Consider the following 26018-nt stretch of genomic DNA (forward strand, 5'->3'; position numbering starts at 1 on the left):
GACTACAGTCGCCCAGTTGCTTTCATCGCCAGGTAGCGGTCGGCAAGAGCGGGCGCTAGTTCGGTGGGCGGCGCGTCGACGACTTCCACGCCGCTTTGGCGCAAGCGTGTCGCGATTGCCCGGCGGTCATTGCGGGACCGTTCGGCTGCCGCGGCGTCATAGACCGCCGCCGCATCCGCTCGCCCGGCCGCCATTTGGTCCACCCGCGGGTCGGAGACCGCGGCGACCATCAGATGATGTTTGGACGACAATTGCGGCAACACCGGCAACAGGCCCTCGTCCAGGGCGGTGGCGTTGAGGTCGGTCAGCAGCACCACCAGTGACCGACGCCGGGTTCGCCGTGCAATGGCAGCAACCATTGCACGCCAATCGGACTCGACCAGTGTTGGTTGCAATGGGGCCATCGCATCCACAAACTGAGCGAGCAGCTCGGTGCGCGATGCGCCGAACACAGCAGCCCGGCTCACCCGGTCATGGGCAAGGAAATCGACATGGTCACCGGCCCGCGACGCGAGAGCGGCCAGCAGCAGAGCGGCGTCCATCGACCAATCCAGCCGGGGCCATCCCGCGGGGTCGGCAGCGGTCGGGTCCACGCCGACACGACCCGCCGCCATGCGTCCGGTGTCGAGCACAATCACCACCCGCCGGTCGCGTTCGGGCCGCCAGGTGCGGACCATGACATCGGCGCGACGAGCCGAAGCGCGCCAGTCGATCGAGCGCACATCGTCTCCGTCGACATACTCACGCAACGAGTCGAATTCGGTTCCCTGTCCGCGAATCAGCGTTGGCAGCAGCCCGTCGATCTCGCGCAGTTTGGCCAGCCGCGCCGGCAGGTGCTTGCGCGACAGGAAGGGCGGCAGTACCCGGACCTGACCGGGCACCGGCCGCGAGCCCTGTCGTCCCGCCAACCCAAGCGGCCCGATCGATCGAGCGGTCACCGCCGCCGCACGCTGGTCGCCGCGGCGGACCGGCCGCAGCTGAGTCAGGACCGGGTAACGTTGTCCAGCAGTAATTTTGACGCCATGAATGCGGGGTTCTGCGCGCGCACTGGGTGGCCAGGCGTCGCGGATCTGACCGCGGAAGCTGCGGGGGCCGTCGTTGTGAATCTCCAGATGCACGTCGACCGATTGACCCAGCCGGGCAGAGCTATCCGGTGAGCGGACATAACGCAGTCTGCGGGTGCTGGCTGCCAGCGCGATATCGGCAGCCACAGCCACCGCGAGCACGCCCAGCAGCACCTCGAAAACCTTTGCTGGCCAAGGAGACAGCGCTATCGGCAGGATGCAGATCAGCGCCACCAGGCCGGTGCGTCCGGTCAGGATCACTAGCGCGGCACCGGGACCGACGCCAAAATGCCGTCGAGCACTCCGTCGGGCGTGGCGCCCTCGAGCTCGGCTTCGGGGCGAAGCATCACCCGGTGCCGCAGCGTTGGGCGGGCCATCGCCTTCACGTCGTCGGGAGTGACGTAGTTGCGCCCGGACAGCCACGCCCACGAGCGTGCGGTGCCCAGCAGGGCCGTGGCGCCACGCGGTGACACGCCCAGCTGCAATGCGGGGGAGGAGCGGGTGGCCCCGACGAGGTCGACGATGTAACCCAGCACCTCGTCGGCGATCAGAACCTGTTGCACCGCTTGGCGACCGGCCGCCAGCTCGGCAGGACCGGCCACCGCTTTGATCCCGGACAGGTCGCGGGGGTCGAAACCGTGTGCGTGCCGGCTGAGGATTGCGATCTCGGAGTCCCGCGACGGCAGAGTCACATTCAGCTTGAGCAGGAAGCGGTCGAGTTGGGCTTCCGGCAGTTGGTAGGTGCCTTCGTATTCGATGGGGTTCTGGGTGGCGGCGACGATGAAGGGGTCCGGCAGCGGCCGGGGTTCGCCATCCACGCTGACTTGGCGTTCCTCCATGGCTTCGAGCAATGCGGCCTGCGTTTTCGGAGGTGTGCGGTTGATCTCGTCGGCCAGTAGGAGATTGGTGAACACCGGACCCGGCCGGAAAGCGAACGCGGCGGTGCGCGCGTCATACACCAGCGAGCCGGTGATGTCGCCGGGCATCAGATCGGGCGTGAACTGCACCCGCTTAAATTCTAGTTGCAAGGCCGCGGCCAGCGCCCGGATTAGCAGCGTCTTCGCCACTCCCGGAACACCTTCCAACAGCACGTGCCCGCGACACAGCAGCGCGATCACCAGGCCGCTGATCACACCTTCTTGTCCGACGACGGCCTTGGCGAGCTCGCCGCGCAACGCCAGCAGTGCATCTCGTGCTGCGTCGGCGAGCAGGGCTGGTGCGGTGTTGGCTTGCGGAGTAGGGGACTGTGTCACGAGTTGGTGACCTGCCTTTCGATTTCGTCGAGCGCACGGGCGAGATGGAGCAAGTCGGTGTCGGTGCCCGGCGGTGGGCCGAACAGTTGATGGGAAACAAATCCGGCGTCGGTCCCGGTCCGCTGGGCGACGGTAATCACCACGGCCTGGGGCTGCGCACCGATACCCAGGCCGAGCCTGGGCAGCAGCCGCTGCAGGGTAGCGGTGCGCAGTGCCGCCGCGGCGCGATCGCGTGCCCGGCGGGATCGGTACAGCCGGCCGCGGCCCTCCACGGTCTCCGACGCGCGCACCACGACGGGCAGGTCCTCGGCCACCAGCGGGCCGGGGCGGCGGCCCTTCCACAGGGCAACCAGCAGCACGACAACCCATAGTTGCCAGACAATCCAGTTCACATTATCGGGAATGAGATCGAAAATTGATGTTGCGGAGGATGTTTGGCCTTCGATGTGGTCCGGCGCGTACCAGATGAGGCGGGGTCGGTCGCCCGCGAGGTTCATCGCCAGCGCGGCGTTGCCGGCTCGCGCCAGCGCCCCGTTGGTCATGAATTCGCTACTGCCGACCGCCGTGATGGTTCGCCCGTTGTCCCGGAAGCGGATCAGCACCCCGTCATAACAGCGGGTGATGACCCGGCTGTCCTTGACATCGAAGGTGCCGCTTGGCCCGAATCGAACCGATCCGGCTCGGGTGGCCTCGCGCAGCGTGCAATTCGGTTCGCTGTCAAAGCCGCTGGCGCCCGAGATGCGGATACCGGGCAGTAGTGCCTCGCGAGTTCGCGCGGTCGGTTCGACCAGCAGCAAGTCACCGGGCGCCTTCGCCAGCCGCTGCAGCGTTTCGTCGCTCAGGTACTGACTCTCCGCAACCAGGATCAGCGTGTCCGGGCGGGCTGCGTTTTCGACGTCGGCGATGCTCTTGGCGACGACGACGTCGACGCCTCCGTCGCCCAGCAGCGTCGCCAGTGCGTGAGCACCGTCGGGTCCGGTAGAGCCCGCATCCATGCGGGTGCCCGGCCGCGGTGCGGTCAGGTAGGCGCTGATCCAGGCGATGACACCGAGCACAACCAGCGCGAGCAGCACCGCGCGCCACGACCGCCATCGTCCGGCGGTCGTGAGTGCGGGGCGAGACGCGATCGCGGCCATCACCGCACCTGCGCCCATGAGTCGACCTGGGTGTGATGCCCGACCGCGGATGAGCCGGCCGGAGCCCGCATCCGCAGGTGCTCGTCGAGGTCGACGATCATCTGATAGGCGGACTGGGTGCCGGGTATCTCACCGTAGGTGACATCGTTGAATGCCGTTGCCGCCTGGGATAATTCGTCAGTCAAATGAGGCAGCACCTCGCCGGCGTCGCGCGCCAGCTCGTTGGCGGTGCGGCCAGGTGCCGGATTCAGTACCCCGGTCTCCTCGAGCTGACGGGCGATGGCACGCAACCGGTGACGAATCGCCGCGGTCCAATTTCCTTCTGCTGCATCGCGCTCGGCGGTTTCACGGTGTTGTGCCGCGGTGAGCTGGGCGGCCTCAAACAACTGGTAGTCGCCGCGACGCCTGCTGCGCATGGTGCGTCGAGCGATGTGTACGGCGACCACTACTGCGATGGCCAGTACGGTAAGCAGCACCGCGGTGGTCAACCAGCCGCCGGGTATCGAGGCGGTTTTCTGCAGCAACCGGTACAACATTTCGTTGATCCAATCGAGGATCTGTTGTGTGGCGGATGCCTTTGCATAGATCGGCTTGCCGAGCTCGATCTCGGCGGCCTGGTGTGCGGCATCGCGGTCGATGTCGATAGAAGGCACTGTTGTCCTTGCTCAGCCGTTGAAAGGCCGGGTCAGCCACAGGTTGTCGGTGGATGCGGCTGCGTAGGGTCCGCTCGCCGCGCCGGATCGCAGCACCAGATCGAATGCTTCGGAGCGGATTCGGCGGTCGGTGTAGAGCAGCACGATGACGCCGGCGTTGAACGGAGCCGTGATGATCTGGCCGATCGCCGAGCCGATGGAGGTGATCACGGTGCCCAGCAACAGGATTCCGGTGGACGGCATTCCGGCCAGCATCACCTGGCCGACGATGCTGAACGGTGCACCGATCGCGCCCGAGACAACTCCTGCCACGATGAACGTGAGCACTCGGATGCCTAGCACGCGCCAGAAGCCATTGCGAAGCAGCGCAAAGGATCTGGTAATCGCGTCGAGGACCGGCAGCCGCTCCAGCACGATCAGCACCGGCGCGAACAACACGACCATGTACAGATAGACCGTCAACGCGAATACGGCGAACATCAGCGGGATACCCAACAGCACTGCCGCGGCCCCGTTACCGATCGCCGCGATCAATGCGATGACCACTGCCGCCAGCCCGAACAGAGCCGCCACGACGGCAGCTTCCAGCAGCGCCAGCCCGAGCAGGGGAAGCAGCCGCCCCCGGATCTTGATCCAGGTTTCGCCGATCGTGATCGGCGAGCCGAACACCGCTCGGCCGACGATTACGGTCAGCATTCCGGACAGCAACATGCTGCCCAGCCAGGTGACCAGTACGCCGACACCCATCGACCCGAACCACGCGCCGACCACGCCCCAGTTCATTTCGTCTGGTCGATCGCTGCTGAGCCCGCCGAAGGCGGCGACCGGCCCCACTGTCGCGATCAGCGAGATGATCTGCATGACCACGACCACGATTGCGGTCAACCCCAACGTGGCCTTCGGGTTGGTGCGGATATAGCCGACCGCGCCGTTGAAGATGTCGCTGAGGCTCAACGGCCGTAGGGGGATGATTCCGGGTTTGTTCGCTCTCGGAGCCAGCTGGGGCGAACCGTACTGCGAGCCGTAGCCGGGCGGCGGACCAAAACCGGGTGGGGGAGCGTATCCCGGCGGGGTGCCATACCCCGGCGGCGGCCCGTAACCCGGCGGGGGGCCGTAGCCGGGCGGCGGCCCGTAGCCCGGCGGGGGACCGTAGCCGGCAGGGGGCCCGTAACCGGGCGGTGGACCACCGTAGGCGGGCGGCGTGCCATACGCCGGTGGCAAGTAGCCATCGGGCGGCGGCCCTCCCGGCGAGGGACCAACCGGATAGCCAGGCGGTAGCGCGGTCACCGTGTCCAGCAGCCGTCGTCGTAGGTCATGGGCTCCATCCTGTCGGCGGTCGGGGCTTTTCTCAATCTTCCCCGGTTTCCGGTCCCGCCCCGCTGGACTGCGCAATCTGGGCACCGTTCGGGCGCGTAGCGTCTGTAGAGCATGGCGGAATTCAAAGCCCGGCTTCGGGCGGACCTGACCGGGGCGATGAAGTCCCAGGATAAGTTGCGGACCGCGACCCTGCGGATGTTGCTGGCTGCGATCCAGACCGAGGAAGTTTCCGGCAAGCAGGCCAGGGAACTCTCCGATGACGAAATCCTGAAAGTGCTGGCCCGGGAATCCCGCAAGCGCGGTGAGGCCGCCGAGATCTACACGCAGAACGGTCGCGGCGAGCTCGCCGCGACCGAGCACGCCGAGGCACGGATCATCGACGAGTATCTGCCCACGCCGCTTAATGAGGCCGAGTTGGCTGACGTGGTCGACACGGCCATCGCCCAGGTTGCTGAGGCGATCGGCGAGCGCCCAGGTATGAAGCAGATGGGGCAGGTCATGAAGGCCGCGGCCGCGATCGCGGCCGGAAAGGCCGACGGCTCCCGGCTCTCGGCGGCGATCAAAGAGCGGCTTTAGGCGCGCGCCGCGGGCGTTTGCGTCCGTTCGTCCCGGGTATCCGGTCTGCTATGACCAGGTTCGGATACACCTTGATGACCGAGCAGAGTGGTCCCAAAGACCTTGTGCGGTACGCGGTTTCGGCAGAGCAGCGCGGGTTTGATTTCGAGGTCTGCAGCGACCACTTCTCCCCGTGGCTGACGTCGCAGGGGCACGCCCCCAACGCCTGGGCGGTGCTGGGCGCGGTAGCACACGCTACCGAACGGGTGGATCTGTACACCTATGTGACGTGCCCGACGATGCGGTACCACCCCGCGATCGTCGCTCAACAGGCCGCCACCGTGCAGCTTCTCGCCGACGGGCGGTTCACGCTCGGGCTGGGCAGCGGGGAGAACCTCAACGAACACGTCGTCGGTAAGGACTGGCCGACCATCGAGCGGCGCCAAGACATGCTGCGCGAAGCCATCAAGATCATCCGGGAACTGTTCGGCGGCCGCCTGGTGAACTTGCGTGGTGACTACTTTCAGGTGGACTCCGCGCGACTGTGGGATGTGCCCGATGTCCCGGTCGGCCTGGGCGTTGCGATCAGCGGGGCGAAGAGCGTCGAGAAATTCGCCAAGCTTGCCGACCATCTGATCGCGGTGCAGCCCGACAAGGGCCTGGTGGACTCCTGGCATGTCTCCCGGCAGGCCGTCAACGGCGCCGAAGGCGGGCGGGTGATCGGTCAGATACCGGTCTGCTGGGACCCCGACCGGGACGCGGCGATCGAGCGCGCGCATGACCAGTTCCGGTGGTTCGGCGGGGGTTGGGCCGTCAACGCCGATTTGCCGACACCGGCCGGCTTCGCCGGGGCGACGCAGTTCGTGCGTCCCGAAGATATGGCCGACAGCATTCCCTGCGGCCCGGATCTGGACGCGATCGTGGAGGCGGTCCGGCCCTATTGGGAGGCCGGCTTCACCGACATCGCCCTGATTCAGATCGGCGGGTCGACGCAAGATCTGTTCCTCAAAGAAGTGGCGGAACCCTTGCTTACGGCGCTGCGAGCGGCATCGCCCTAACCGCGCGTTTGACCACGAAGGAGAGTTAATGCCAAACGAATTGCAAGGCAAGGTAATCGCCATTCTGGCGGCTGACGGCGTGGAAAAGGCGGAGCTCGAGCAGCCGCGCGCAGCAATGAAACAAGCCGGCGCCCGGGTCGAAGTCCTGTCGTTGAAGGCAGGCGAAATCCAGGCGCGCGAGCACGATCTCGAACCTGCCGGGCGATTCACGGTCGACCGTGTTGTGGCGGACGCTTCGGTGGAAGAGTTCGCCGGTTTGATACTGCCGGGCGGCACGGTGAACCCTGACAAGCTGCGCAAGGACCCGACCGCCGTCTCGTTCGTTCGCGACTTCGTCGGCTCGGGAAAGCCGGTCGCAGCCATCTGTCACGGGCCGTGGACGCTGGTGGAGGCCGGTGTGGTGGCGGGGCGCACGCTCACGTCCTATCCGAGCATTCGCACCGATCTGCGCAACGCCGGCGCGCACGTCGTGGATGAGGAAGTCGTTGTGGACGGCAATTTGATTACCAGTCGCTCTCCGGCGGACCTGCCGGCCTTTTGCGCGACCGTCATTAAGCAATTCGCGCACGCTACAACGAGTTAAGTCGCCGACGGGCATGGTCGGCGACTTAAGACACTGTTGTGGGCATTAACATAGCAGGCCGTGACCAGCACGGCGATCACCCGAAAGGCCTACTGTTGACGAGTACGTACCCGGTTACCACCGACATTCTTGATGTACAGACGGTGTATCAGCCACAAGATGATTCCCGATTGCTGGTTAGCGCAATGCAATACAGCGGGATGATCCCGGGTCGCCGAGTCCTGGATCTGTGTACCGGAAGCGGGTATGTCGCGATCGCCGCTGCTGAAATGGGTTGTGCCAGCGTCACGGCCTTCGACATCTGTCCATACGCGGTGCATTTCAGTCAGGGCAACGCGATCGTCGCGGGAGTCGACCTCGATGTCCGGGAAGGATCGTGGATCGCCCCCCTGACCTGCGCGCCATTCGATGTGGTGCTGGCCAACCCGCCCTACGTGCCGACTCCCCCGGAGGACGATATTGACATGGTTTCGCCCGGAGTGGGCCCGTCATGGGCGTGGAATGCGGGTTGCGATGGGCGGCGAGTGTTGGACCCACTCTGCGCGTCGGCGTCAGACCTGCTGTGTGCCGGCGGATCTCTACTGTTGGTACAGTCCGCCTTGGCCGGGATCCACCGTTCGCTGGACTGCCTGCGATCGACCGGATTAAACGCCGAAGTCGTTGCTTGCAAACGAATTCCATTTGGACCCGTGCTGACTCAGCGGGCGGCCTGGCTGGAGCAGGTCGGCCTGGTGCGCAGCGGCTGTCGGGAAGAGGAGCTGGTGGTGATCCGGGCGGACAAGCCATGACAGGCACCCGGGTACGGGTGGTACCTAAAGGACCGATTCTGGTATCGGGGCCGGTGCGTATCGAAACCGACGGCGGCGGTGTCGTCGAGTCCGACCGGTTCATGGTGGCCATCTGCACCTGTGGACGGAGCAAGGAATACCCGTTGTGCGATACCAGCCACCGGCGCTGCCGGCACGTCGAAGATATTGGCTCAGCGGCTAAATGAGCGGTCGGCGCAGCGACGTCCGGCCCTGCGTCCAGGACTCCATGATTTTGTCCGCCAGGCGATCTTCGACCGCTGTGAAGGCGCGCATCCCGAAAACGATGTCGCGGTCCAATTTTGGTTCGCGGGCGACGAGATCGCCCACTACGTCGATGCGCACCACTTGTTCGTGGACGGCGTCGGCCTCGACGTGCTCGCGATAGAACCCGACACAGGGCTGTGGTGCGCCCATCCGCTCGAGCGCCTGGGCCATGCGCCGTGAGCCGGGCGACGACGTGATCTCCGTCGCGGTGAAATGCCCGATCGCCGCGCCACGCAGCCAGCGGTGCAGGCCGAACAGCGACATCAGATTGACCACCGCGAGTGCTTCGGCAGGCACGTCGTCAAGGTAGCCCAGATAGGTCGGGTCCAGATCGGCCGCCGTCATCAGATCCGCGAAGCGCTGCTGGTGTATTCGGTGGCCAAGACCGGCGCCATACTCGTCGAATTCGATTGCCACGAACGCCGCCTTGGCACCGCCCGTCAGCCGGGGAATGGCCCAGGCATGCGGATCGCCCTCCTTGAGGTGATACATCGACCGATGCACGAAGTATTCGCGCATCTGCTGCCAGGTCCCGCTGTCGCGCAAGTAGTACGACGGCCCGGTGCCGTCGACGGGTTCGACCGAAATCGCTGCCATCTCCGCCGCTGAGGTGCGGTCGGGTTCGATCGGGCCGACATCGCGGCGCACGCCCGCCAGAAAGGCGCGCTCGAGTTCGGCGCGCAGCCCCAGCAGGTCGGGGTTCCACTCCCAGGTGGGATCCACTCCCGCAAAACCCCGGTAGTGCAGCTCGTAGCACATGCACAGGGCCAGCTGCAGGTCGAGGCCGTAGGGATCCGAATCGCCGACCGATACCCCGATGCGGGCTAGATGATCCCCGGACGGCGGCCCGGCCAACGCGCGATGCACGGCCGTCGACAGCGGTCCGTGCGCTGCCGGTAGGGCGGGTTCTGCAGTGGTCGACGCTTGAGTCACGTCGGTGGAGATACCACGAACGGGGTCCCCGCAAACGGTGTTCACGGCGTCGGCTCGGCGCTTTCTAGCGGCCACCGGACCACTCATCGACCCCTACGGGCGCTGTCGGTAGCCGGAAGGTGATGTCGACGATGGTTCCGGTTGGGCTGCTGTCGATTTCCAGCGTGTCGCTGATCGCGCGCATCAGGATGAGGCCCCGCCCGCTGTTGCCCGGGTTGACCTTTGGCGGTTTCCAGGATCCTTGGTCGGTGACGCGGGCGCGGACTTCGCCGTCGACGGTTTTGACTTCGAGCAGTGTTGTCCCGAGGCCATGCCCGCGGTATGCATGTTCGACGCAGTTGGTGCACGCTTCGTTGGCGACCAGCACGATGTCATCGACCAAGTCGTGCGGGACGTCAGCGGCCCTGAGCCAATCGGCCAGCCGATGCCGGATGATAGCCAATTCGTCTGCGATAGCATGTGTTTCGATTCGCAGCGGCGCCAGCTGGTGCCGGTATATCACCATCGCCACATCGTCATCGTAGCCCGTTGCCGGGGAAAGCTCGCGAAGCACCACGTCCGCGACGGAGTCCAGCGGCGAAGTCATCGTCTCCAGCAAAACGTCTGCGGCGCGGGTTATTCCGTCATCAAGCGACTCGTGTTTGCGTTCTACTAGTCCATCGGTGAACACCATCAACGTCGAGCCGGATGACAGCCGCCGGGAGATTTGCGGGCGAGGTTCGTCGCGAAGCACCGCCAACGGCACCGACCGGCCGTCATTTAAGACCGAGGTGCCTGAAGGTCCGGCGAGCACCGCAGGCATGTGACCGGCGTTGCTGTACTCCAACACTCCGGATTCGGTATCCAGGATCGCCAAAAACAGGGTGGTGCAGTACGCATTCGGAATGAGCGATGCCGCCAGATCGAGTTGTTCGAGCAACAATGCGGGTTGCGCGCCGTTAATCAACAGCGCGCGTGCCGAGCTGCGCAGCTGACCCATGATCGCGGCGGCCGGCAGACCCCGGCCTACGCAGTCGCCGACGACGATGCCGATGCGGTGATCGCCGATCGGCAGCACGTCATACCAGTCACCTCCGATCTCCAACGGTGGTACGGCGGGCTCGTAGCGCATCGCGAAGCCCGGCGGCGGCTCCATCGCGGGCAGCAGCGCACGCTGCAATGTCAGCGAAGTTTCGCGGGCACTTTCGAATTGGCGAACATGCTGCATGGCCAAACTGAGATGACCGATCAGCACCGTGACCAAGAGCCGATCCTCCGCACTGACCCAGCGCGGGACCCCCAGCTCCATCCACAAGGCGAGGTCTCCGGTGCCGGAGAGCACTGCGACCAACCCATGTGCCTTACCGGGTTTGTTGGGCCGTTCAATGGTCTTAGCCGTCAGCGGAAGCTGTTGGCGCGCATCCTGAAATGTGTCGCGCAACCAGGGATCCATTCCGCGCCAAGTCGTTTCGTCCGGCTCACCCGCCACCTGTACGGTGGGCTCGCCGTCGCCGGCCGGCCAGGTCACAGCGATTACACGCTGTACGCCGATCGCGGTCCGGCATTCGTCGAGGGTGATCGCCAGTAGCTCGGATACGCTCTTGGCCACCGCCACCGCGGTGGCCAGGCGCAGGACAGCGCTCTCCCGGGCGGCGAATGCGCGTTCCGCGGTGACGTCGCGAATCGTTCCCACGTACACCGCCTCGTCGGCGTCGCTCGCTTTGACGGCATTGATGCTCACCATCACCCAGGCCAGATGGCCGTCTCGATGCCGAATCGGTGTCTCGTACTGGGTGCCGCCCTCGCTGCGGACCCGGGACTGGTGTTCTCGCGCAGTCTTCTTGTCGACCAGCCAAGGGTGTGGCCACCGGTAGGGCAAGCCCTCGGTGGGGTAGCCGAGTATCTCGATGAAGGCGCTGTTCATCTCGATGATCGAGCCTTCGTGATCGGCGACGAAGAAGCCCTCCTGCAACGAATTAACCAGGGCGGTACGGAATTTGTCCCGGTCGGCGAGGCCGTCGGCACGGGCACGCTGCTCCGCGTAGCGCTTGGTGCCGTCGAGGAATCCTCGGGTCGCGACGTCGAGCGGAGCTAGCGTCTGCAATAGAAATTCCAGTGCGACCGGTGCGTCGACTTGGATGTCGGTGGTCAGCTCGAGGACGAGACGGACGTGGTGCTCGATGATGTCGAGCATGCTGATTTGTTCTTGCAACGCCCGGCGTCCGAGTTCGTGGGCGACGGCCAGGATGTTATCGTCGCGCGCGTCCAAGTAGGTCCGCAGCGCGGCGATGTACTGAGCGTGAAATTCGGCCGCTTCGGTCATGTCGAGGTCCCCCGGTGACGCGCGGCGAGCACCATCGCGTCGTCGGTTTCTTTCGCATGTTTACCCAGAATGTGGTCGGCTATCACCGCGGCCGATGCGGCGAAGTCGATGTGGTCCAGGTGATCCTCGGCGATGCCGTCGCTGGTCAGGACGATCAAGTCGCCGACTCGAATTGAAACCACCTGTGCCGGCCTGATTTCCGGGATGCGATAGCCGACGATGCCGGCGGCAAGGCGCGCACTGGATCGGATGTGGACACCGGTCGCATCCTTGGAGACGAGGTTGGCGCCGACATTTCCAACCCCGGTCCAGGTGAGCGTTTTGGCCGCGAAATCCACCCTCGCCAGGGTCATTGCGACTCCTCTGGTCCCCCCCAATACCCGGTGCCAGAGCTGGATCAGGACCTCGAGGCGCTCGCCGGCGGCCCGCTGCACTGTCTCGACGGCACGGATCGCGGCGGTCGCGGCCGCAGGTCCATGGCCCAGGCCGTCGACCACACCGAACAGGGCGGCATCGTCGTCGATGCCGATCGCGATCTTGCGGTCGCCGCTGGTGTTCTCGCCCGGGAGGGGACGCCCCGCATTTGCCCACTCGATGGGGCCGAGTCGACCGCTTTCACGCACGGCCGGGAACCCATTTCCACATTTCGATCACGGTTCCCTTGCCGAGTGCGGATTCCACGATCAGTCGGTCCATCAAACGGCGCGACCCGGGTAGCCCCATGCCCAACCCGCGCCCCGTCGAGTAGCCGTCTTCCATCGCCCGCTCGATATCGGCGATGCCCGGACCGTCGTCCTCGGCGCGAACCACCAGCGCCTCGCGGCCGTCACGCTCGGTCACCGCGACCCGCACGGTGCCCCGCCCCGCATAGCTGGTGATATTTCGCGCGATTTCGGAGATCGCCGTGGCGATCATGGTGACGTCGGTAAGGGAAAATCCGAGTTCTAATGCGAGCTGATGTCCTGCTTTGCGGGCTTCGACGATGTCGTCGGGATTGTTGATGACGACGACAATGTCACACGCCACCGTCGCGCCCGATCGTCGGTTTCCCTACTCCCCGTTGGCGATTCAGCAGGGCAAGGCCCTCCTCAAGATCCAACGCGGTATTCATGTCGTCGAACGCCAGGCCCAGTTGCACCATCGCAAAGGCCACTTCTGGCTGCAGGCCTACGATCACGGTGTCAGCGCCGCGCAGCCGGGTCATGTGTGCGATGGTCCGTAGCGACCGGGCGGCGAATGAGTCCATCACATCGATGGCGGTGACGTCGACGATGATGCCCTGCGCGCGGAATTGGCTGACCCGCTCCATCAGGTCATACCGCAGCCGTTCGGCGTCCGAGTCGGACAGGGCGGCCTGTACCGACGCGATGAGAATCGAGCCCTGTTTCAGGATGGGTACTGGCATACGGTGTCCGTGCTAGTTGTGCTCACCCGGTCAGCTCGCCGGTGCGCGTGACTTCGTAGCCCAGCAGGCGCTCTGCTTCTTCGATACCACCCTGCAGGTCACCGACGGCGTTCATCTTCGACAGATCCAGTCCGATCGTCACCAGCGTCAGGGCGATCTCCGAAGACAGACCGGTGATGATGACGCTGGCACCCATCAGGCCGGACGCGTCCACCGTCTGCACCAGGTGGTTGGCCACCGTCGAGTCGATGGTCGGCACACCGGTGATGTCGATGACGACGACCTTCGCGCGGTTGGCTCGGATAGCTCTCAACAGCTGCTCAGTGACCTGGCGGGCACGCTGACTGTCCAGCACACCGATGATCGGCAGAATCAGGAGCTGCTCGCGCACCTGCAGCACCGGCGTGGACAGTTCGCGGATCGCCTCCTGCTGCTGGCGGATGATGCGCTCGCGTTCCTGCACGAAGGACACGCCCACGGTGTTGGCGATGCGGTTGGCCGCCGGTTCATAGGCATCGAGAACGCGGTTGAGCATGTCGAAGTCGGTCTGATACTTCTCGAACAGCGAGCGAGCCAGCACGTCACGCAGCAGCAACACGATGCCGAGCACCTCGTCGGTTTCCACACCACGCGGAATGATGCGCTCGGACAGGTCGCGGGCGTAGTCCTGCAGCGCCTCGACGCTACCGGTCTCGAGCACCTCGACATAGTTGTCGTACACGGCGGTCGCTTCGGAGAAAATCTCCTCGGGGGTCATCGCGGTGAGTAGTTCCGCCTCGGTGATCCTGCGGGCCCATTCCTCGCGCAGATTGGTGCGGTTCTGCCGCAGGTGCTGCACTAGCTGCGGCAGAAGGCCTTCACTGGAGATACTTGCGGTGGTGACGGTGCTGGAATCTGACATCTGGCCTCCCGTGTGCCACGTCGCGCTCCGCAGTGCGCAGGTTCTTTTGCGAGACTAGCCTGATTGGACGCCGGGCAGGTGTTGAGGTCTTCTTCTTCTCGCAGTTCGCACGGCAGGTTAGGCTTGCACCACATTTAAGGCCCAGACGAAGGATCACCATTGTCAGCTCCTGATTCGATTACCACGTTGGTCGCGGACCACGATGGGGTGTCCGTGGTCAGTGTCAGCGGTGAAATCGATTTGGTCACCGCTCCGGCCCTGGAGCAAGCGATCGGTGCGGTCGTTGCGGAAGGGCCGACGGCGCTGGTCATTGACCTCTCCGGGGTGGAGTTCCTCGGCTCGGTCGGGCTGAAGATTCTGGTGGCGACCTACGAGAAACTCGGCAAGTCCGCGGAGTTCGGCGTGGTCGCGCGGGGTCCTGCGACCCGGCGCCCGATCCACCTGACTGGTCTGGACAAGACGTTTCCCTTGTATCCGACTCTGGACGACGCATTGACCGCGGTGCAAGACGGCACACTCAACCGCTGACACCACCTGATCAGCGAAAAGCCGCGCCAGCAAGCCCACCAGGCTGTCGGTGCCGCCCAACGTTGTCGTGAAGTTCGTCGAGCCGGCCGTGGCGATGCCCGCTGAGCGCCGGTCGGTGGGCGGCATCCAAATCGGCGCATTGAATTCGGTGTTGCCCGCGGCGGTGAGCGGATGTGGCCGCGTCGGATCGATGCGTTGACGGCTTCGGGTTCACTTCCTGGTGACCTGTTTTACCTTGGTGATGATCGAGAAGCCATAGCAGGCAGGCGTTCTCACCCAAGGCGGGACCATACGCCCTTCGAAACCGAGCGAGGCGCTCGTGCTCGGTGCGATGATCACCGCTATGGATGTCGACCACCCGGAAGGCGACCAGGGTTGGGATCACGACACCCGCGGCGAAACCCAGACCGAGCGGCTCGACCGAAACTGGAACAGCCTGCTGCAGGAACTACGCGTCGTGCAGACGGGCGTCCAGCTGCTGACCGGGGTGACGGTCATCATCTTTGTCGCGGTGGCCGGGACCACGGCGGGGTTGATCGCGGGTGGATTAGCGCTAACGCTGTTCGCGTTTTTCTGGTGGCTGTTACCGCTGTCGCTGCGCACCCACGGCACCTAGTCAGCGGCCGGGCGCCAGCGCCGCTATGCGGGTAGAGCTCAGCTGCTCGAGGAGGTCCCGCGCATCGGCGAAGACGGGTGACGCACCGGCCGCCGCCAATTCCTCGTGGGAGGTGCCGCCGCTCAACACCGCGATGCACGGCACCCCGGCGGCCTGGGCGGCATGCCCATCCCAGACGGCGTCGCCGACGAACACCGCCGTCTCAGGCGTCACCGCGGCCCGGTGCAGCGCCACTTCCACGATGCCCGGCTCGGGTTTGGCGGTGTCGACGTCGCGAGACGATGTCGTCGCCGCAATCACGTCGTCGCAATCGAGCACCTTGCGCAGCATCTCGAGCTCGTCGTCGGGTGCCGAACTGGCCAGCACCACCTGCAGGCCCAGATCGGCCACGCGGCGCAACAAATCCCGCGCGCCCGGCAACGGCGCCAGCAGGGGCGAGATCTCCCGGTAATAGCGGCTGTGTGCATCGCTGAGCCGATCCTGCACGTCCGCCGGCGCATCGTCGGAAAGCGCGGCCACCAACTTCGAGCCGTCCATGCCGATGCAGCGGTGGATCTGCCAGGCCGCGACCGATATGCCTTGGGAGTCAAAGGCTCGCAGCCACGCATAGACGTGCAGATAGTTGGAATCGACCAGGGTTCCGTCCACGTCGAAAAGGACAGTGGGTGCTCTCATCGCTGCGGGATACCCGCCTTCGGGTGGGCTGACACGGCGCCGAGCCATTTAGTGGCTGCCAAGCGGCAAATCGCGGTGCATTCTGCGCAGACTTTGAACCAGACGCCCACTCTCAACGTGAATCGTATTAGTGCCGAACATGTTTGGGGAGGAGTCCGAGATGAACTATCCGGTTGACCATGCGCGGACCACGCGTCAGCGCGCCGGTGAGTCGCTGAAAAACTCGGCCAATATCCCAGCCTTGGCCGCGGTAGCGGCCGCTGTGACGACCCTGGCTGCTGGCCTGTACCAATTGGCCGCGGGACACGCCCTTATCGGTGTGGTCGCCGCAATTGCGGCCGTCGCTTTCGGCGTTGCGGGCTCGGGCCGGCTGATTGCTGCCCATCGCCACGTTCGCAAGGCCGAACTGCAGCTAGTAGCGATGTGCCGGAACGCCCCGGCACCTCCGCCGAGTAGTTGATCGTGTTCGCTCGCCGGGAATTTTCGGGCGCGCAATTTTCTTCTACTGAACGTGTGTGGGGTGCCCCGGAACGGGGTATCGACACTCGCACGGGGGAGTACATCGGACGTGCGTCATCCCGGCAGCTCAGCAGGAAGGTATGCCCATGAAGACCGCAAGCGATTACGACGCGCGCCGCGTGAGCGACGTAGAGAACCAGGAGCCGGCCGAGCTACGCCAGCTTGATCCCAATTTGTCGGGGCCAGCCACCGCAGTAGTCGACGAGGACCCCAACGATGTGCACTTCTTCGAGCTGCCCGGTGCGGATTTGTCTGGCGAAGAACTTGCCGTGACGGTGATTCCGCAGCGGTCCGACGAGTTCACGTGCTCGACCTGTTTCCTGGTTCAGCACCGCCACCGGATGGTGCTGTCCAGCTCGGGGCTTCCCGTCTGCACCGATTGTGCTTAGTGCCGTTGGAAATACAATCGAAGGATGCATGGCGTCTTAGTTTTTGACGGCCGATGTGGCATGTGCACGCGGGAGGTCAATCGGCTGGCCCGGCTGAACCGAACGGGCATGTTGCGCATCGAACCGATGCAGTCACCGGGGATGGCCGAGCGGCTCGGGGTTACCGGCGAGCGAATGCTGCAATCCGCGTGGTGGCTGGATTCTTCCGGCGCGGTCTTCACCGGAGCGCACGCGATCAACGCCGCCCTGGCCGCGGCATTGGGCACGCGCCTGCCGTTGTGGATCTACCGGATCCCCGGCATTGGGGCGATGCAGAACGTCATCTATCGCTGGGTGGCGACACACCGATATCACTTTCGTGGTGTGACGCCGCTGTGTGAGGCCGAGCCGCAGCGATGCGCGTAGTCGCCACCGGAATGGCTTGAACCGCCCACCCGGATTACCCGCGCCGCGCGCGGTACGTGCGGTTTTCGCCGCGGCGTACGCGCTTGCCTATCTGGTTGGCGGTGAGCGCCGAATGCTGCGATTGATACGCCGGTACGGACCGATCATGACGATGCCGATCCTCAGTTTGGGCAACGTCGCGATTGTGTCCGACCCCGAACTGGTCAAGCAGGTTTTCACTGCGGCGCCCGAGGTCCTGCTCGGCGGTGAAGGGGTGGGACCCGCGGCCGCGATCTACGGGTCCGGATCGATGTTCGTCCAGGAAGAGCCCGAACATCTGCGCCGTCGCAAGCTTTTGACGCCGCCACTGCACGGCGCGGCGCTGAGCAGTTACGTGCCGATCATGCAGGAGTCGGCCCGCGCGGCGTTGCGCAGCTGGCCCGTTGACCGTCCGTTCCAGATGCTGGAGGCGGCGCGATCGCTGATGCTCGATGTGATCGTCAAGGTCATCTTCGGTGTCGACGATCCTGACGAGGTGCGGCGACTGGGCCGCCCATTCGAGCGATTGCTGAATCTTGGTGTCTCCGAGCAGTTGACAGTCCGCTACGCGCTGCGGCGCCTCGGCACCTTGCGGGCGTGGCCCGCGCGGACTCAGGCCAATGCCGAGATCGATGGCGTCGTCATGCCGCTGATCTCGCCCAACGGCGAAGCGATCCCTATCTCGACCAGAAGCTCGACATTCTGGCGTTGTTGATGTCCGCGCGTGGCGATGACGGAGAACAATTGTCGGACAACGAGATCCGCGACGACCTGATCACCTTGATGCTGGCCGGCCACGAAACCACCGCTACCACGCTGGCCTGGCTGTTCGACCTGCTGCTGCACCATCCCGAAGCGTTACGGCGCGTGCAGGCCGAAGCCATTGGCGGTGGGGAAGACTTCACCACGGCGGTGATCAATGAGACCCTGCGCATACGTCCACCGGCGCCGTTCACGGCACGCGTTGCCGCGCAACCCTTTCCCATCGGCGACTACCGTATTGAGGCCGGGACGCGAGTCGTTGTCCATATCATCGCCATCAACCGCAACCCGCAGACCTACGCGAATCCGAATGAGTTCCGCCCCGAGCGCTTTCTCGGCTGCCGGCCGCAAACCTACGCCTGGGTTCCGTTCGGTGGTGGTATGAAACGCTGTCTGGGCGCGAGCTTTTCGATGCGCGAGCTGATTACTGTGTTGCACACACTGCTGCGGGAAGGCGAGTTCAGTGCCGTCGACGACAAGACGGAGCGGATTGTGCGGCGCTCGATAATGCTGGCGCCTGCGCACGGAACCCGAGTGCGGTTGCACGCCCGGGAACCGCGCACCGAGGAATAATCTGAGTTTCAGGGTTTGCCCGGCAGGTCGGCTCGGGGCGGAGTTCGCTACAGCTCGAAAGATTGTGTATAGCAACAGAAATACCGTGTACATGGTTCGAAATGTGCCGCCGGGATCGCCGACGGGGCCACGACTACGACCCCCCCTCCTACCCACCCGGCGGGCTGGTGCCGCAGACCGATCGGGTGACTCAGTTTGCGTTGGTGGCGTACAGAGTCTGTACTGGTGGCGTACGGAGTCTGCACTGGTGGCGTTCGGAAAGCCAACGACGACGCCGGTCGCGAACCTCTTCCCAATGTATGTTGCATATGTATATAGTTTCCACCTACGTATATCGCTTCCGAGGGGAGATTGATGATGAAGTGCTTCGATCGGTTGCTACCGAGGTCTAGATCCCGGCACAACTCTCGTGCCGTGTTCAGTTTCATCGCAACGGTGTTCGGCGTCATCGGCTAGGTCGCCCCCGAACGGCATGTGCCCGCCGGGTGACCGCGTGAACGTCGCCGCCGGACTCTTGCGGTCTGATCGCCGTCCGCAACTTCCACTCGCCTAGCCGCACCACTCGTGCGGCGGTGGCGGTGCACTCACATCCGACCGTCGTGCTCGCGTTGTCGAGCGTTTTGCGAGCTGGCGACGCGATCATGCGGGGGACCCGCGGGGTCTTCGGCATGACTGTGTCCGCCGGCATCGCGTATTCGTCTACGCCCCAGCTACATACACCGCATTCACCAGCCGCACAACGTATCAGGTGAACCCGGCACCGGAGCCGGGCTGAACGTGGCGCACGAGAACGGGGTCACCGACCCTCGCCCCGCCCGCTGTGCTTGCCTCGCCTGCGTTTGATCGCCCTATACCTGCAGAGGAATCATGAGCTACCAAACACACATTCTCAGCATCGGTAGTGCACTACCAGGACCACCTATCGACAACGCCACGTTGTGCAAATCCATTGGCGTACAGCCAGAATGGATCGATCTCTACGTCGGTACCCGAACACGGTACTTTGGCGTCGACATCGAAAGCGGCCGGCAAACCCACTCGCTTGCCGATATGGCAGCTTCGGCGGCAAGTCAGGCGATGAGCCGAGCCGACATCACTCCGGCCGAAATCGGTTTCCTCGTACTCAGTACCGCGACCCCTGACCACCTCATGCCCACCTCCGCCAACCTAGTGGCCGACGCCCTCGGTCTCGATCGTATTCCGACATTCCAGGTGCAATCAGGCTGCTCCGGTGCCATTGCCGCATTCGAACTCGGAGGCCGGCTGTTGGACGAAAGCCGTCCAATCGGTCTCGTTATCGGCGCCGACACCTGCACCAAACACTTGCGCCTCGACCGCGACGTGATTTCAGCGATGTCCCCATCCGAACTGATAAACCTTGTGCTGTTCGGGGACGGGGCCGGTGCCGCCGTTTTATCGATCAGCCAAGACGGTGCCCAGTTCGGGGTCACAGCGCTGATCAACAGATTCTGCGGGCTGGGACGAGAGCCTGGTCAGCAGATCGACTGGTTCGGCCTCGCCGACCGCCATCTCGACCAGCCCGGCGTCAACGAGGACTACAAAGCCATCGAGCGGTGGGTTCCTCGACTTTCCCGAGACGTGCTGACCGAATTGATCGCTGACGCGGGCATTGCACGATGTGATCTCGACTATCTGCTGCCACCACAGCTGAGTGGTCACATGACCGAACGTGTCGTTAAACAAATGGAACCCGCGGAGCACTCGCTGGAAATCTCCGTAGTGGCCGATACCGGCAACAACGGCAACGCCCTTCCCTTCCTTCAGTTGGATGCGCTTGCCACGAAGGCGCGCTCCGGACAGCTCGCAGCTGTCGTAACAATCGAATCTAGTAAGTGGATTGAGGGTGGAATGGTTCTGGAGAGTGTGACATGACACACGACCCAGTGGCTATTGCACGGGCCCTTCGAAATTCACCTCCCGTAGTGGGGCGTCAAGCCCTCGCATCGTCGTTCACCGAAATTGCTTCGCTGTTGACGGACGCTGACGATGACACGCTGCTCCGAACCGGAGTGGTCCTCAAGCATCTCAGCCTGACAGATATTCCGACGTCTGTTCCTGCTGCACGGATTGCGGTGATCGGCACGTCGACCCTCGGCCTACTGGAGGCGCCACTTCTTGGTGCTCTGGCGGCCCGAGGAATCGCTGCGCAGATCGAGTTCGGCGACTTTGGTGGAATGATCGCAGAACTCCTCGATCCGAATTGCCAGATGCTGCATGATGATCCGACTGCTGTCATCTTGCTGCCCGACGGGGAGGCGGCGTTCCGCTACTCTCCGGTCCCATTCACAGTCGAGACGGCGGTCGCCGGGATCAATGCGTTTGTCGATGAGCTCATCTCGGCAATCAATTCTTTTCGTGCGCGATCCAGCACGCCGATCGTGGTGCCGACGCTACTGCTGCCGATGGAGAAGTCTTTGCTCCTCCTCGATATTCCCTCCAGAGCACGACTCGCCATCGCGTGGAATAGCGCGAACCTGCGCCTGCTGGAAGTTGGTACTTCGGTCGCCGGAGTTGTTGTCGTCGACATGAACCAGCTGGCAGCGTATGCGCCCGGAACGGCAACTGATCCGCGCCTCGCCGCGTATGCCCGGTCCTATTTCACCGAAATCGTGTTGTTGAGCTATGCCCGGCAGGTCGCAGCGGTGGTCGCCGCATCACTTGGTTGCACTTCGAAATGTTTAGTTCTCGACCTGGATGGGACTATTTGGGGAGGTGTCCTAGCGGATGACGGACCGCTCGGTGTGGTGAGTGGGGAGGGACGTACCGGGGAGGCATTCGCAGCCCTACAGGACGCAGCGCGACAACTCTCATCGCAGGGCGTTGTACTTGCCATCGCGTCCAAGAACGACTACGAGGCCGTCCAAAGCGCGCTCACCGACCATCCTGGTGTGCGGGTAGGAGTAGAGGACTTCGCTGTCATCGTCGCGAACTGGCACCCGAAACCGGACAACATTGCGCGAATCGCAGAGATCCTCAACGTCGGACTCGAGTCACTGGTCTTTGTCGACGACAACGCGTCCGAACGGGGCGCGGTCCTCACCAGCCATCCTCAAATCCGTACGGTGGCAGCCGATGTCGTCGACCCAGCGCGGACATTGCCGAACCTGCTTCGCGACGGTGCATTCACTTCGCTGCGGCTAACCGATGACGACAGGCAACGGTCCCAGCGCTACCGTGCGGAGGCCGAACGAGTCAACTTCCGCCAGTCCCTATCCTCCGTCGACGACTATCTCGCCGGACTCGAGACCGAAGTAACGATTGCGCCCGCGGGCCATGAGGATATCGACCGGCTCTCGCAGCTCACACTCCGCACCAACCAGTACAACTTGACAACAATCCGCCTGGATCCAGATGCGGTGAAAGACCTTCTGGCGCGGCCACAATCAATAGTGAAGACCGTTCGCTGCAGCGATAAGTTCAGTGATCACGGTCTGGTGGCGGCACTGTTCGCAGAGATTGACCATGATCGTCTGAAAATTATGAACTTCGTTATGTCATGCCGCGTCCTTGGTAGAGGAATCGAGGTTGCCGCCTTGCACGCAGTGATCGAAGAAAGCATTGGTCGCGGTGCGTGTAGCGCGGTGGGAACATTTGTCCGAACCGCGAAGAATAAACGCGCGGTTGACTTCTTTAGCTGTTCTGGCTTCGTTGCTGATGCGGCCAGTGCGAACAATCTTGACCGTGTTGGCGCTGTCACGACCTTTCATCGCAGTTTGTCCACGGTCCTCGACCCCGCTTCTCATCTAACGGTGAATATTTCTCAGGAGATACTGTGAATGCCTTGGATTTTCACGAACTTGTCGTCGACGAAATCAGCATCGACATCGAGGTCGCTCACCTCACCACACCACTCGACGACCTTCCCGATTGGGACTCGGTTTACTTACTCAAGCTGGTCACTGCGATTGAGCGAAGAACCGGCAAATCGGTTCCGGTGTCGGCGCTGCTCGACCCCGCGTGCCTCGACGATATTCGTCAAGCCATAGCACCATGAATGCGGCCATCACCGCGGTTCCGGTGCGCCGCAGGCATACACTTCCGTTTTTGCGCGGAATCCGTTCGGCGGCACCGGTCCACCTATCGACCGAAGTGGATGTCTCTGCGCTGGTCGACAGGCGCGAGACGGCGTCACGACGTTACTCATACGTCACTTATGTAGTCGCAGCCCTGGGAGAAACGCTGCGTCGACATCCTGACGCGAATGTTGCTTTCGGCGGATCTTGGTTAATGCCGCGGATCATTTGGTACGAGTCTGTGAACGTAAAGCTGACCCTCGACAAGACGGATCGAAGCATCCGGCACGTCGCGTCAGCCGTGCTGCCGGATGTGGCCTCACTGGACTTAAACAGGGTTCAGGACATGATCGACCGGCTTCGAAACACGCCGGCCGCCGACCTCGACGATCTCGCCGGTTCCCGTCTGCTTGACCGATTACCTCCAGCGCTCGGCTGTCTGGCATTCGCCTTGGCTACCCGCCTCTCGAAGCGATCTGCAGTGTTGGGAACGGTCGCCCTGACCAATTTGGGGCATGCGGACGTAGCAGCTTTTCACTCACACGGTGGAACAGCGATCACGATCGGGCTGGGCGCGGTCCGGCACCGTCCGGTGTGCGTGCCGGGCACGGCGGGAGAGTACGTTCTCGCCGCCCGTCCAACGATGCCTTTGAACCTCACCTTCGACCATCGTGCACTCGATGGTGCGATGGCTGCAGAGGTGCTGACCGCTCTAGCCGGAATCCTGCACGCCGGCGGTACTTGTGATCAATGAGACGCCTTCCCTCCAAGGGAGGGACTATCTGTCGGAGATCACAAACGGCGTGTTCGTCGCACGCGCCGTCATCACCCAGTGGACTGCCGAACCTGTTTCCTATCGCGCGATGGCAGGACTACTCGACTGCGACTATCCGCGGTGGCGAAACGCCCGTTCTGACCGATTCAGAGCTCGTTTCGCCGCAACCCGTTATTTCGCCAAGGCGATGGTGGCAAGCGTCGCCGAAATCGGAATCGAAGATATCGAACTTCGCCGGGGTGCTTTCGGCAGACCTGAATTTTGTGCCCCGCGGCTCGCATCCCTATGTGGAGCACGGCCGTATCGGGTGGTCGATGCAAACCTCTCGCACACCGGAGACACCGTAGTGATGGCAATCAGCACGCGCGGAAGAGTAGGCGTCGATGTCGAATCGAGCCACCGCAATCTCGACCACGGTGGATTCGCGGAGGCGATATGCCATCCAGACGAACTGAGTGAATATCTCGACCTGTCGCGACGCGATCGGCAGCGAATGTTGCTGAGGCTGTGGACCTGGAAGGAAGCGACCACCAAGGCGATGGGGACGGGGCTGTCGACGCCGTTCCCGTCATTGCATGTCGAGTTTGCACGTGGCGTCGTTGCCGACAGCCGAGGGCAGCAGTGGCGGGTACACGACATGGCCGATGCAGGACACCAGGTAGCGATTGCAACCGAGGTGAAATAGTGCACAGCCTGGAGGAACGAGCGAATCTTGTACGGCTGCACAGTCGCGCGCAAGGCTTGGCGACTGCCGAGACAACGCGGGTATTGAGCCGAATCACCTCGCTCGAGGACGGTCCAGCGGGATGGTCGACAGTATGGTCCCGGGAGGGGGAGCGATACAGGGTCCGCGGTGACCGAACCGGCGCAATTGCTCGCTTCAACCTCGCACGTTTCCCCTTCCCACATACTCCAGACGGTCACGCGGCCCTGCAGCGGTGTATCAGCCTCGCCGGCGACCTAGCCGTGCAGCGCGGCGTAACACGAATCGAGGTCGATGGCTGGGCGGCGTGGCACCTCCCCGCGCCGGATGTCGTTGCGAATCCACGACTTCTGGTGGTCTGTGGCGGCATCGTAAGCATCAAGGAGCAGTGGCTCTCGCTCCTTGAGCTGGGCCGTCGCTGGTCCATGGCGGTTCTACTCACCGAGTTTCCCGGGGTGGGCGAGAACACCACAACCTACAACGCCGATACCGCCCAACGCTTCAGCACCGTGCTAGATGCTGCTGCAAGCCTGCAACGGTTCGAGTCAGCATTCGCACTGGCATTGAGTTTTGGTGGCACCATAGCGCTGCGTGCCTCCGGCGACGACCCCCGGATCGGCAGCATCTTGTCTGTGGGGCCGCCGATCCGCAACTTCTTCACCGACCGACAGTGGTGGGACCAGGTTCCCCAGACAACTAAGGACGCGCTTGTCGTAACGACACGTACAACCGCGGAGACTCTTGCGGACACTCTCGTCAAATTCGCACTCACCGCAGATCAACTCGCGGCAGTCAAGGTGCCGGTGACGGCAATAGCAAGTCTGCGGGATGAGATCGTGCCGGTCGCCGACCTTGTTCTACTGCGATCCGCAGCGCCCAAAGCACGGATCGTTGCATTCGATGACGTACACGGCTCCCCGTGTCATCTTCTGGACACACGACTACTAACCATCGGCGCACTTGCCGAGTTCATCGTCCCGCGCCGACCGATCGTCAGCTTTATCACGCACGCCGCGCTGCGGCTTCGTAGATCTGAAAGGCCTTTGACATGATTCCTTTACTTTGCTTTCACCACGCCGGGGGCAGCGGAGCATCCTTCCTGTCATGGCGGAAGGTCGATGCGCCAGACATCGAAATCATTCCAATATCGCTACCGACGACACGGCCGATCACCGGCCGCAGAAGCTCCACATCTGCGACCGCGCTCGTCGAGCATCTCCTGACGAAACATGCGACCACACTGCGGAAGTCGCACGTGCTGTACGGGCACAGCATGGGGGCCTGCTCGCATATTTGCTCGCACGTCGGCTGAACGCTACAAGCGAGTACGCAAACCCTGCAGCACTGATCGTTGCGGCGAGCTGGTGTCCTCGGTTGCGACCCTCGGTGGATATCGACCACATGGACGATGCCGAGCTGATAGCGCTGCTCGAGCAAATCGGCGGCATCCCTGCTGCCCTGACCGACCGCGCTGAGTGGCTGTATCCCATGCTCCCAATCGTTCGCGACGACCTGCGGATGTGCCACCAGTACCGCCATGACCACACTGATGATTCGCTCAACATTCCGATCTATGTCATCGGGGCACGAGACGATCGCCTGGTCTCGGGCGACCAGATCGAGGGCTGGTCCGACATGGGAACTCGGGTCAGCATTGAGTACCAGTCGGGCGGGCACTTCTTCGACGCCGACCCTCAGCAGCTCTGCGAACGGACATTCGCATTAGCGCGGGCTGCCGTAGACGAAGCGCAACCGGGATTGACCTAATCCCGGATAGCAGATCTTTAG

The 26018-nt window shown here is 63.6% G+C and carries 29 protein-coding genes and 2 pseudogenes; 19 read left to right on the plus strand and 12 right to left on the minus strand.

Features of this window, described 5'->3' with window-relative positions; translation table 11 throughout:
* Window positions 1–2: 2 nt before the first annotated feature.
* Genes H7K34_RS10220 through H7K34_RS10240 form a run of 5 tightly spaced genes read right to left on the minus strand, consistent with a single transcriptional unit; the run spans window position 3 to window position 5402 of the window.
* Complete coding sequence (locus H7K34_RS10220) at window positions 3–1325, minus strand: DUF58 domain-containing protein (RefSeq protein WP_264061786.1); 1323 nt, start codon at window positions 1323–1325, stop codon at window positions 3–5.
* Window positions 1325–2317 (minus strand): AAA family ATPase, encoded by a 993-nt coding sequence (locus H7K34_RS10225; RefSeq protein WP_264061787.1) that lies wholly within the window; start codon window positions 2315–2317, stop codon window positions 1325–1327. Before H7K34_RS10225 ends, H7K34_RS10220 begins: the two co-directional genes overlap by 1 nt.
* Window positions 2314–3471 carry a DUF4350 domain-containing protein gene (locus H7K34_RS10230; protein ID WP_264061788.1) on the minus strand — a complete coding sequence of 386 codons (1158 nt, stop codon included), beginning with the start codon at window positions 3469–3471 and terminating at the stop codon, window positions 2314–2316. The genes H7K34_RS10225 and H7K34_RS10230 overlap by 4 nt, the downstream gene beginning before the upstream one ends.
* On the minus strand, window positions 3453–4106 hold the full coding sequence (locus H7K34_RS10235; protein WP_264061789.1) for a DUF4129 domain-containing protein: 654 nt from the start codon (window positions 4104–4106) through the stop codon (window positions 3453–3455). The genes H7K34_RS10230 and H7K34_RS10235 overlap by 19 nt, the downstream gene beginning before the upstream one ends.
* Before the next feature lie 12 nt (window positions 4107–4118).
* Window positions 4119–5402: a hypothetical protein gene (locus H7K34_RS10240; protein ID WP_264062421.1), complete on the minus strand. Its 1284-nt coding sequence runs from the start codon at window positions 5400–5402 to the stop codon at window positions 4119–4121.
* A gap of 132 nt (window positions 5403–5534) precedes the next feature.
* Between H7K34_RS10240 and H7K34_RS10245 the strand changes: the two genes are divergently transcribed.
* The 5 genes from H7K34_RS10245 (at window position 5535) to H7K34_RS10265 (ending at window position 8613) form a co-directional block, all read left to right on the plus strand.
* On the plus strand, window positions 5535–5999 hold the full coding sequence (locus H7K34_RS10245; RefSeq protein WP_264061790.1) for a GatB/YqeY domain-containing protein: 465 nt from the start codon (window positions 5535–5537) through the stop codon (window positions 5997–5999).
* Window positions 6000–6049: 50 nt separating this feature from the next.
* The gene (locus tag H7K34_RS10250; protein WP_264061792.1) at window positions 6050–7036 is read left to right on the plus strand and encodes an LLM class F420-dependent oxidoreductase; all 987 of its coding nucleotides are present in this window, start codon (window positions 6050–6052) and stop codon (window positions 7034–7036) included.
* A gap of 28 nt (window positions 7037–7064) precedes the next feature.
* Entirely contained in the window at window positions 7065–7619 is a 555-nt protein-coding gene (locus H7K34_RS10255) for a type 1 glutamine amidotransferase domain-containing protein (RefSeq protein WP_108920213.1), read from the plus strand.
* Window positions 7620–7714: 95 nt separating this feature from the next.
* Window positions 7715–8407 (plus strand): HemK2/MTQ2 family protein methyltransferase, encoded by a 693-nt coding sequence (locus H7K34_RS10260; RefSeq protein ID WP_276059469.1) that lies wholly within the window; start codon window positions 7715–7717, stop codon window positions 8405–8407.
* Window positions 8404–8613, plus strand: a complete 210-nt coding sequence (locus tag H7K34_RS10265; RefSeq protein ID WP_264061794.1) for a CDGSH iron-sulfur domain-containing protein — start codon at window positions 8404–8406, stop codon at window positions 8611–8613. Before H7K34_RS10260 ends, H7K34_RS10265 begins: the two co-directional genes overlap by 4 nt.
* Here the strand turns inward: H7K34_RS10265 and H7K34_RS10270 are convergent.
* From H7K34_RS10270 to H7K34_RS10295, 6 genes are all read right to left on the minus strand, one after another.
* Window positions 8606–9625, minus strand: coding sequence for an iron-containing redox enzyme family protein (locus tag H7K34_RS10270; protein WP_264061796.1), 1020 nt, complete (start codon window positions 9623–9625; stop codon window positions 8606–8608). The genes H7K34_RS10265 and H7K34_RS10270 overlap by 8 nt on opposite strands.
* Window positions 9626–9689: 64 nt before the next feature.
* On the minus strand, window positions 9690–11927 hold the full coding sequence (locus H7K34_RS10275; RefSeq protein ID WP_264061797.1) for a SpoIIE family protein phosphatase: 2238 nt from the start codon (window positions 11925–11927) through the stop codon (window positions 9690–9692).
* The gene (locus H7K34_RS10280; protein WP_264061798.1) at window positions 11924–12550 is read right to left on the minus strand and encodes a SpoIIE family protein phosphatase; all 627 of its coding nucleotides are present in this window, start codon (window positions 12548–12550) and stop codon (window positions 11924–11926) included. Before H7K34_RS10280 ends, H7K34_RS10275 begins: the two co-directional genes overlap by 4 nt.
* The gene (locus H7K34_RS10285) at window positions 12543–12953 is read right to left on the minus strand and encodes an anti-sigma regulatory factor (protein WP_108920218.1); all 411 of its coding nucleotides are present in this window, start codon (window positions 12951–12953) and stop codon (window positions 12543–12545) included. The genes H7K34_RS10280 and H7K34_RS10285 overlap by 8 nt, the downstream gene beginning before the upstream one ends.
* Window positions 12943–13332: an STAS domain-containing protein gene (locus H7K34_RS10290; protein ID WP_108920219.1), complete on the minus strand. Its 390-nt coding sequence runs from the start codon at window positions 13330–13332 to the stop codon at window positions 12943–12945. The genes H7K34_RS10285 and H7K34_RS10290 overlap by 11 nt, the downstream gene beginning before the upstream one ends.
* Window positions 13333–13354: 22 nt before the next feature.
* The gene (locus H7K34_RS10295) at window positions 13355–14233 is read right to left on the minus strand and encodes an STAS domain-containing protein (protein ID WP_108920220.1); all 879 of its coding nucleotides are present in this window, start codon (window positions 14231–14233) and stop codon (window positions 13355–13357) included.
* A gap of 159 nt (window positions 14234–14392) precedes the next feature.
* Between H7K34_RS10295 and H7K34_RS10300 the strand changes: the two genes are divergently transcribed.
* The 3 genes from H7K34_RS10300 to H7K34_RS10310 all read left to right on the plus strand — a co-directional run bounded on the left by H7K34_RS10300 (window position 14393) and on the right by H7K34_RS10310 (window position 15377).
* Complete coding sequence (locus H7K34_RS10300) at window positions 14393–14761, plus strand: STAS domain-containing protein (protein WP_264061799.1); 369 nt, start codon at window positions 14393–14395, stop codon at window positions 14759–14761.
* 49 nt (window positions 14762–14810) lie between these two features.
* Complete coding sequence (locus H7K34_RS10305) at window positions 14811–14960, plus strand: hypothetical protein (RefSeq protein ID WP_264061800.1); 150 nt, start codon at window positions 14811–14813, stop codon at window positions 14958–14960.
* A gap of 144 nt (window positions 14961–15104) precedes the next feature.
* Window positions 15105–15377 (plus strand): DUF6328 family protein, encoded by a 273-nt coding sequence (locus H7K34_RS10310; protein ID WP_264062423.1) that lies wholly within the window; start codon window positions 15105–15107, stop codon window positions 15375–15377.
* On the opposite strand, the gene H7K34_RS10315 is transcribed toward H7K34_RS10310, so the two are convergent.
* Window positions 15378–16052, minus strand: a complete 675-nt coding sequence (locus tag H7K34_RS10315; protein WP_264061801.1) for an HAD family hydrolase — start codon at window positions 16050–16052, stop codon at window positions 15378–15380. It abuts the gene before it with no gap.
* Between the two features lie 160 nt (window positions 16053–16212).
* Between H7K34_RS10315 and H7K34_RS10320 the strand changes: the two genes are divergently transcribed.
* The 11 genes and pseudogenes from H7K34_RS10320 (at window position 16213) to H7K34_RS10370 (ending at window position 25997) form a co-directional block, all read left to right on the plus strand.
* Window positions 16213–16512: a hypothetical protein gene (locus H7K34_RS10320; RefSeq protein ID WP_264061802.1), complete on the plus strand. Its 300-nt coding sequence runs from the start codon at window positions 16213–16215 to the stop codon at window positions 16510–16512.
* 145 nt (window positions 16513–16657) lie between these two features.
* A complete protein-coding gene (locus H7K34_RS10325; protein WP_264061803.1) occupies window positions 16658–16960 on the plus strand; it encodes a DUF4193 domain-containing protein in 303 nt (100 codons plus the stop codon).
* A 24-nt stretch (window positions 16961–16984) separates the two neighbouring features.
* Window positions 16985–17365 carry a thiol-disulfide oxidoreductase DCC family protein gene (locus tag H7K34_RS10330; RefSeq protein WP_264061804.1) on the plus strand — a complete coding sequence of 127 codons (381 nt, stop codon included), beginning with the start codon at window positions 16985–16987 and terminating at the stop codon, window positions 17363–17365.
* A pseudogene (locus H7K34_RS10335) lies at window positions 17337–18718 on the plus strand (cytochrome P450). The gene H7K34_RS10330 and the pseudogene H7K34_RS10335 overlap by 29 nt, the downstream one beginning before the upstream one ends.
* A gap of 867 nt (window positions 18719–19585) precedes the next feature.
* A complete protein-coding gene (locus H7K34_RS10340; protein WP_264061805.1) occupies window positions 19586–20611 on the plus strand; it encodes a 3-oxoacyl-ACP synthase III family protein in 1026 nt (341 codons plus the stop codon).
* A gap of 50 nt (window positions 20612–20661) precedes the next feature.
* Window positions 20662–22515, plus strand: coding sequence for an HAD-IIIC family phosphatase (locus H7K34_RS10345; protein WP_264061806.1), 1854 nt, complete (start codon window positions 20662–20664; stop codon window positions 22513–22515).
* Entirely contained in the window at window positions 22512–22733 is a 222-nt protein-coding gene (locus H7K34_RS10350; RefSeq protein WP_108920230.1) for an acyl carrier protein, read from the plus strand. Before H7K34_RS10345 ends, H7K34_RS10350 begins: the two co-directional genes overlap by 4 nt.
* Window positions 22730–23506 carry a 2-oxo acid dehydrogenase subunit E2 gene (locus H7K34_RS10355; RefSeq protein ID WP_264061807.1) on the plus strand — a complete coding sequence of 259 codons (777 nt, stop codon included), beginning with the start codon at window positions 22730–22732 and terminating at the stop codon, window positions 23504–23506. The genes H7K34_RS10350 and H7K34_RS10355 overlap by 4 nt, the downstream gene beginning before the upstream one ends.
* The gene (locus H7K34_RS10360; RefSeq protein WP_264061808.1) at window positions 23496–24212 is read left to right on the plus strand and encodes a 4'-phosphopantetheinyl transferase family protein; all 717 of its coding nucleotides are present in this window, start codon (window positions 23496–23498) and stop codon (window positions 24210–24212) included. The genes H7K34_RS10355 and H7K34_RS10360 overlap by 11 nt, the downstream gene beginning before the upstream one ends.
* A gap of 281 nt (window positions 24213–24493) precedes the next feature.
* Window positions 24494–25282, plus strand: a complete 789-nt coding sequence (locus H7K34_RS10365) for an esterase FrsA (protein ID WP_264061809.1) — start codon at window positions 24494–24496, stop codon at window positions 25280–25282.
* Window positions 25279–25997, plus strand: a pseudogene (locus H7K34_RS10370) (thioesterase II family protein). Before H7K34_RS10365 ends, H7K34_RS10370 begins: the two are co-directional and overlap by 4 nt.
* Window positions 25998–26018: the final 21 nt, after the last annotated feature.

This window comes from Mycobacterium montefiorense, from assembly GCF_025823255.1.
GTDB lineage: Bacteria > Actinomycetota > Actinomycetes > Mycobacteriales > Mycobacteriaceae > Mycobacterium > Mycobacterium montefiorense.

Coding starts and splice junctions, on each gene's coding strand:
- H7K34_RS10295 (WP_108920220.1), bottom strand. CDS start 14,233: ATGTCAGATTCCAGCACCGTCACCACCGCAAGTATCTCCAGTGAAGGC.
- H7K34_RS10330 (WP_264061804.1), top strand. CDS start 16,985: ATGCATGGCGTCTTAGTTTTTGACGGCCGATGTGGCATGTGCACGCGG.
- H7K34_RS10230 (WP_264061788.1), bottom strand. CDS start 3,471: ATGGGCGCAGGTGCGGTGATGGCCGCGATCGCGTCTCGCCCCGCACTC.
- H7K34_RS10265 (WP_264061794.1), top strand. CDS start 8,404: ATGACAGGCACCCGGGTACGGGTGGTACCTAAAGGACCGATTCTGGTA.
- H7K34_RS10245 (WP_264061790.1), top strand. CDS start 5,535: ATGGCGGAATTCAAAGCCCGGCTTCGGGCGGACCTGACCGGGGCGATG.
- H7K34_RS10310 (WP_264062423.1), top strand. CDS start 15,105: ATGGATGTCGACCACCCGGAAGGCGACCAGGGTTGGGATCACGACACC.
- H7K34_RS10255 (WP_108920213.1), top strand. CDS start 7,065: ATGCCAAACGAATTGCAAGGCAAGGTAATCGCCATTCTGGCGGCTGAC.
- H7K34_RS10315 (WP_264061801.1), bottom strand. CDS start 16,052: ATGAGAGCACCCACTGTCCTTTTCGACGTGGACGGAACCCTGGTCGAT.
- H7K34_RS10355 (WP_264061807.1), top strand. CDS start 22,730: ATGAATGCGGCCATCACCGCGGTTCCGGTGCGCCGCAGGCATACACTT.
- H7K34_RS10320 (WP_264061802.1), top strand. CDS start 16,213: ATGAACTATCCGGTTGACCATGCGCGGACCACGCGTCAGCGCGCCGGT.
- H7K34_RS10275 (WP_264061797.1), bottom strand. CDS start 11,927: ATGACCGAAGCGGCCGAATTTCACGCTCAGTACATCGCCGCGCTGCGG.
- H7K34_RS10290 (WP_108920219.1), bottom strand. CDS start 13,332: ATGCCAGTACCCATCCTGAAACAGGGCTCGATTCTCATCGCGTCGGTA.
- H7K34_RS10325 (WP_264061803.1), top strand. CDS start 16,658: ATGAAGACCGCAAGCGATTACGACGCGCGCCGCGTGAGCGACGTAGAG.
- H7K34_RS10250 (WP_264061792.1), top strand. CDS start 6,050: ATGACCAGGTTCGGATACACCTTGATGACCGAGCAGAGTGGTCCCAAA.
- H7K34_RS10340 (WP_264061805.1), top strand. CDS start 19,586: ATGAGCTACCAAACACACATTCTCAGCATCGGTAGTGCACTACCAGGA.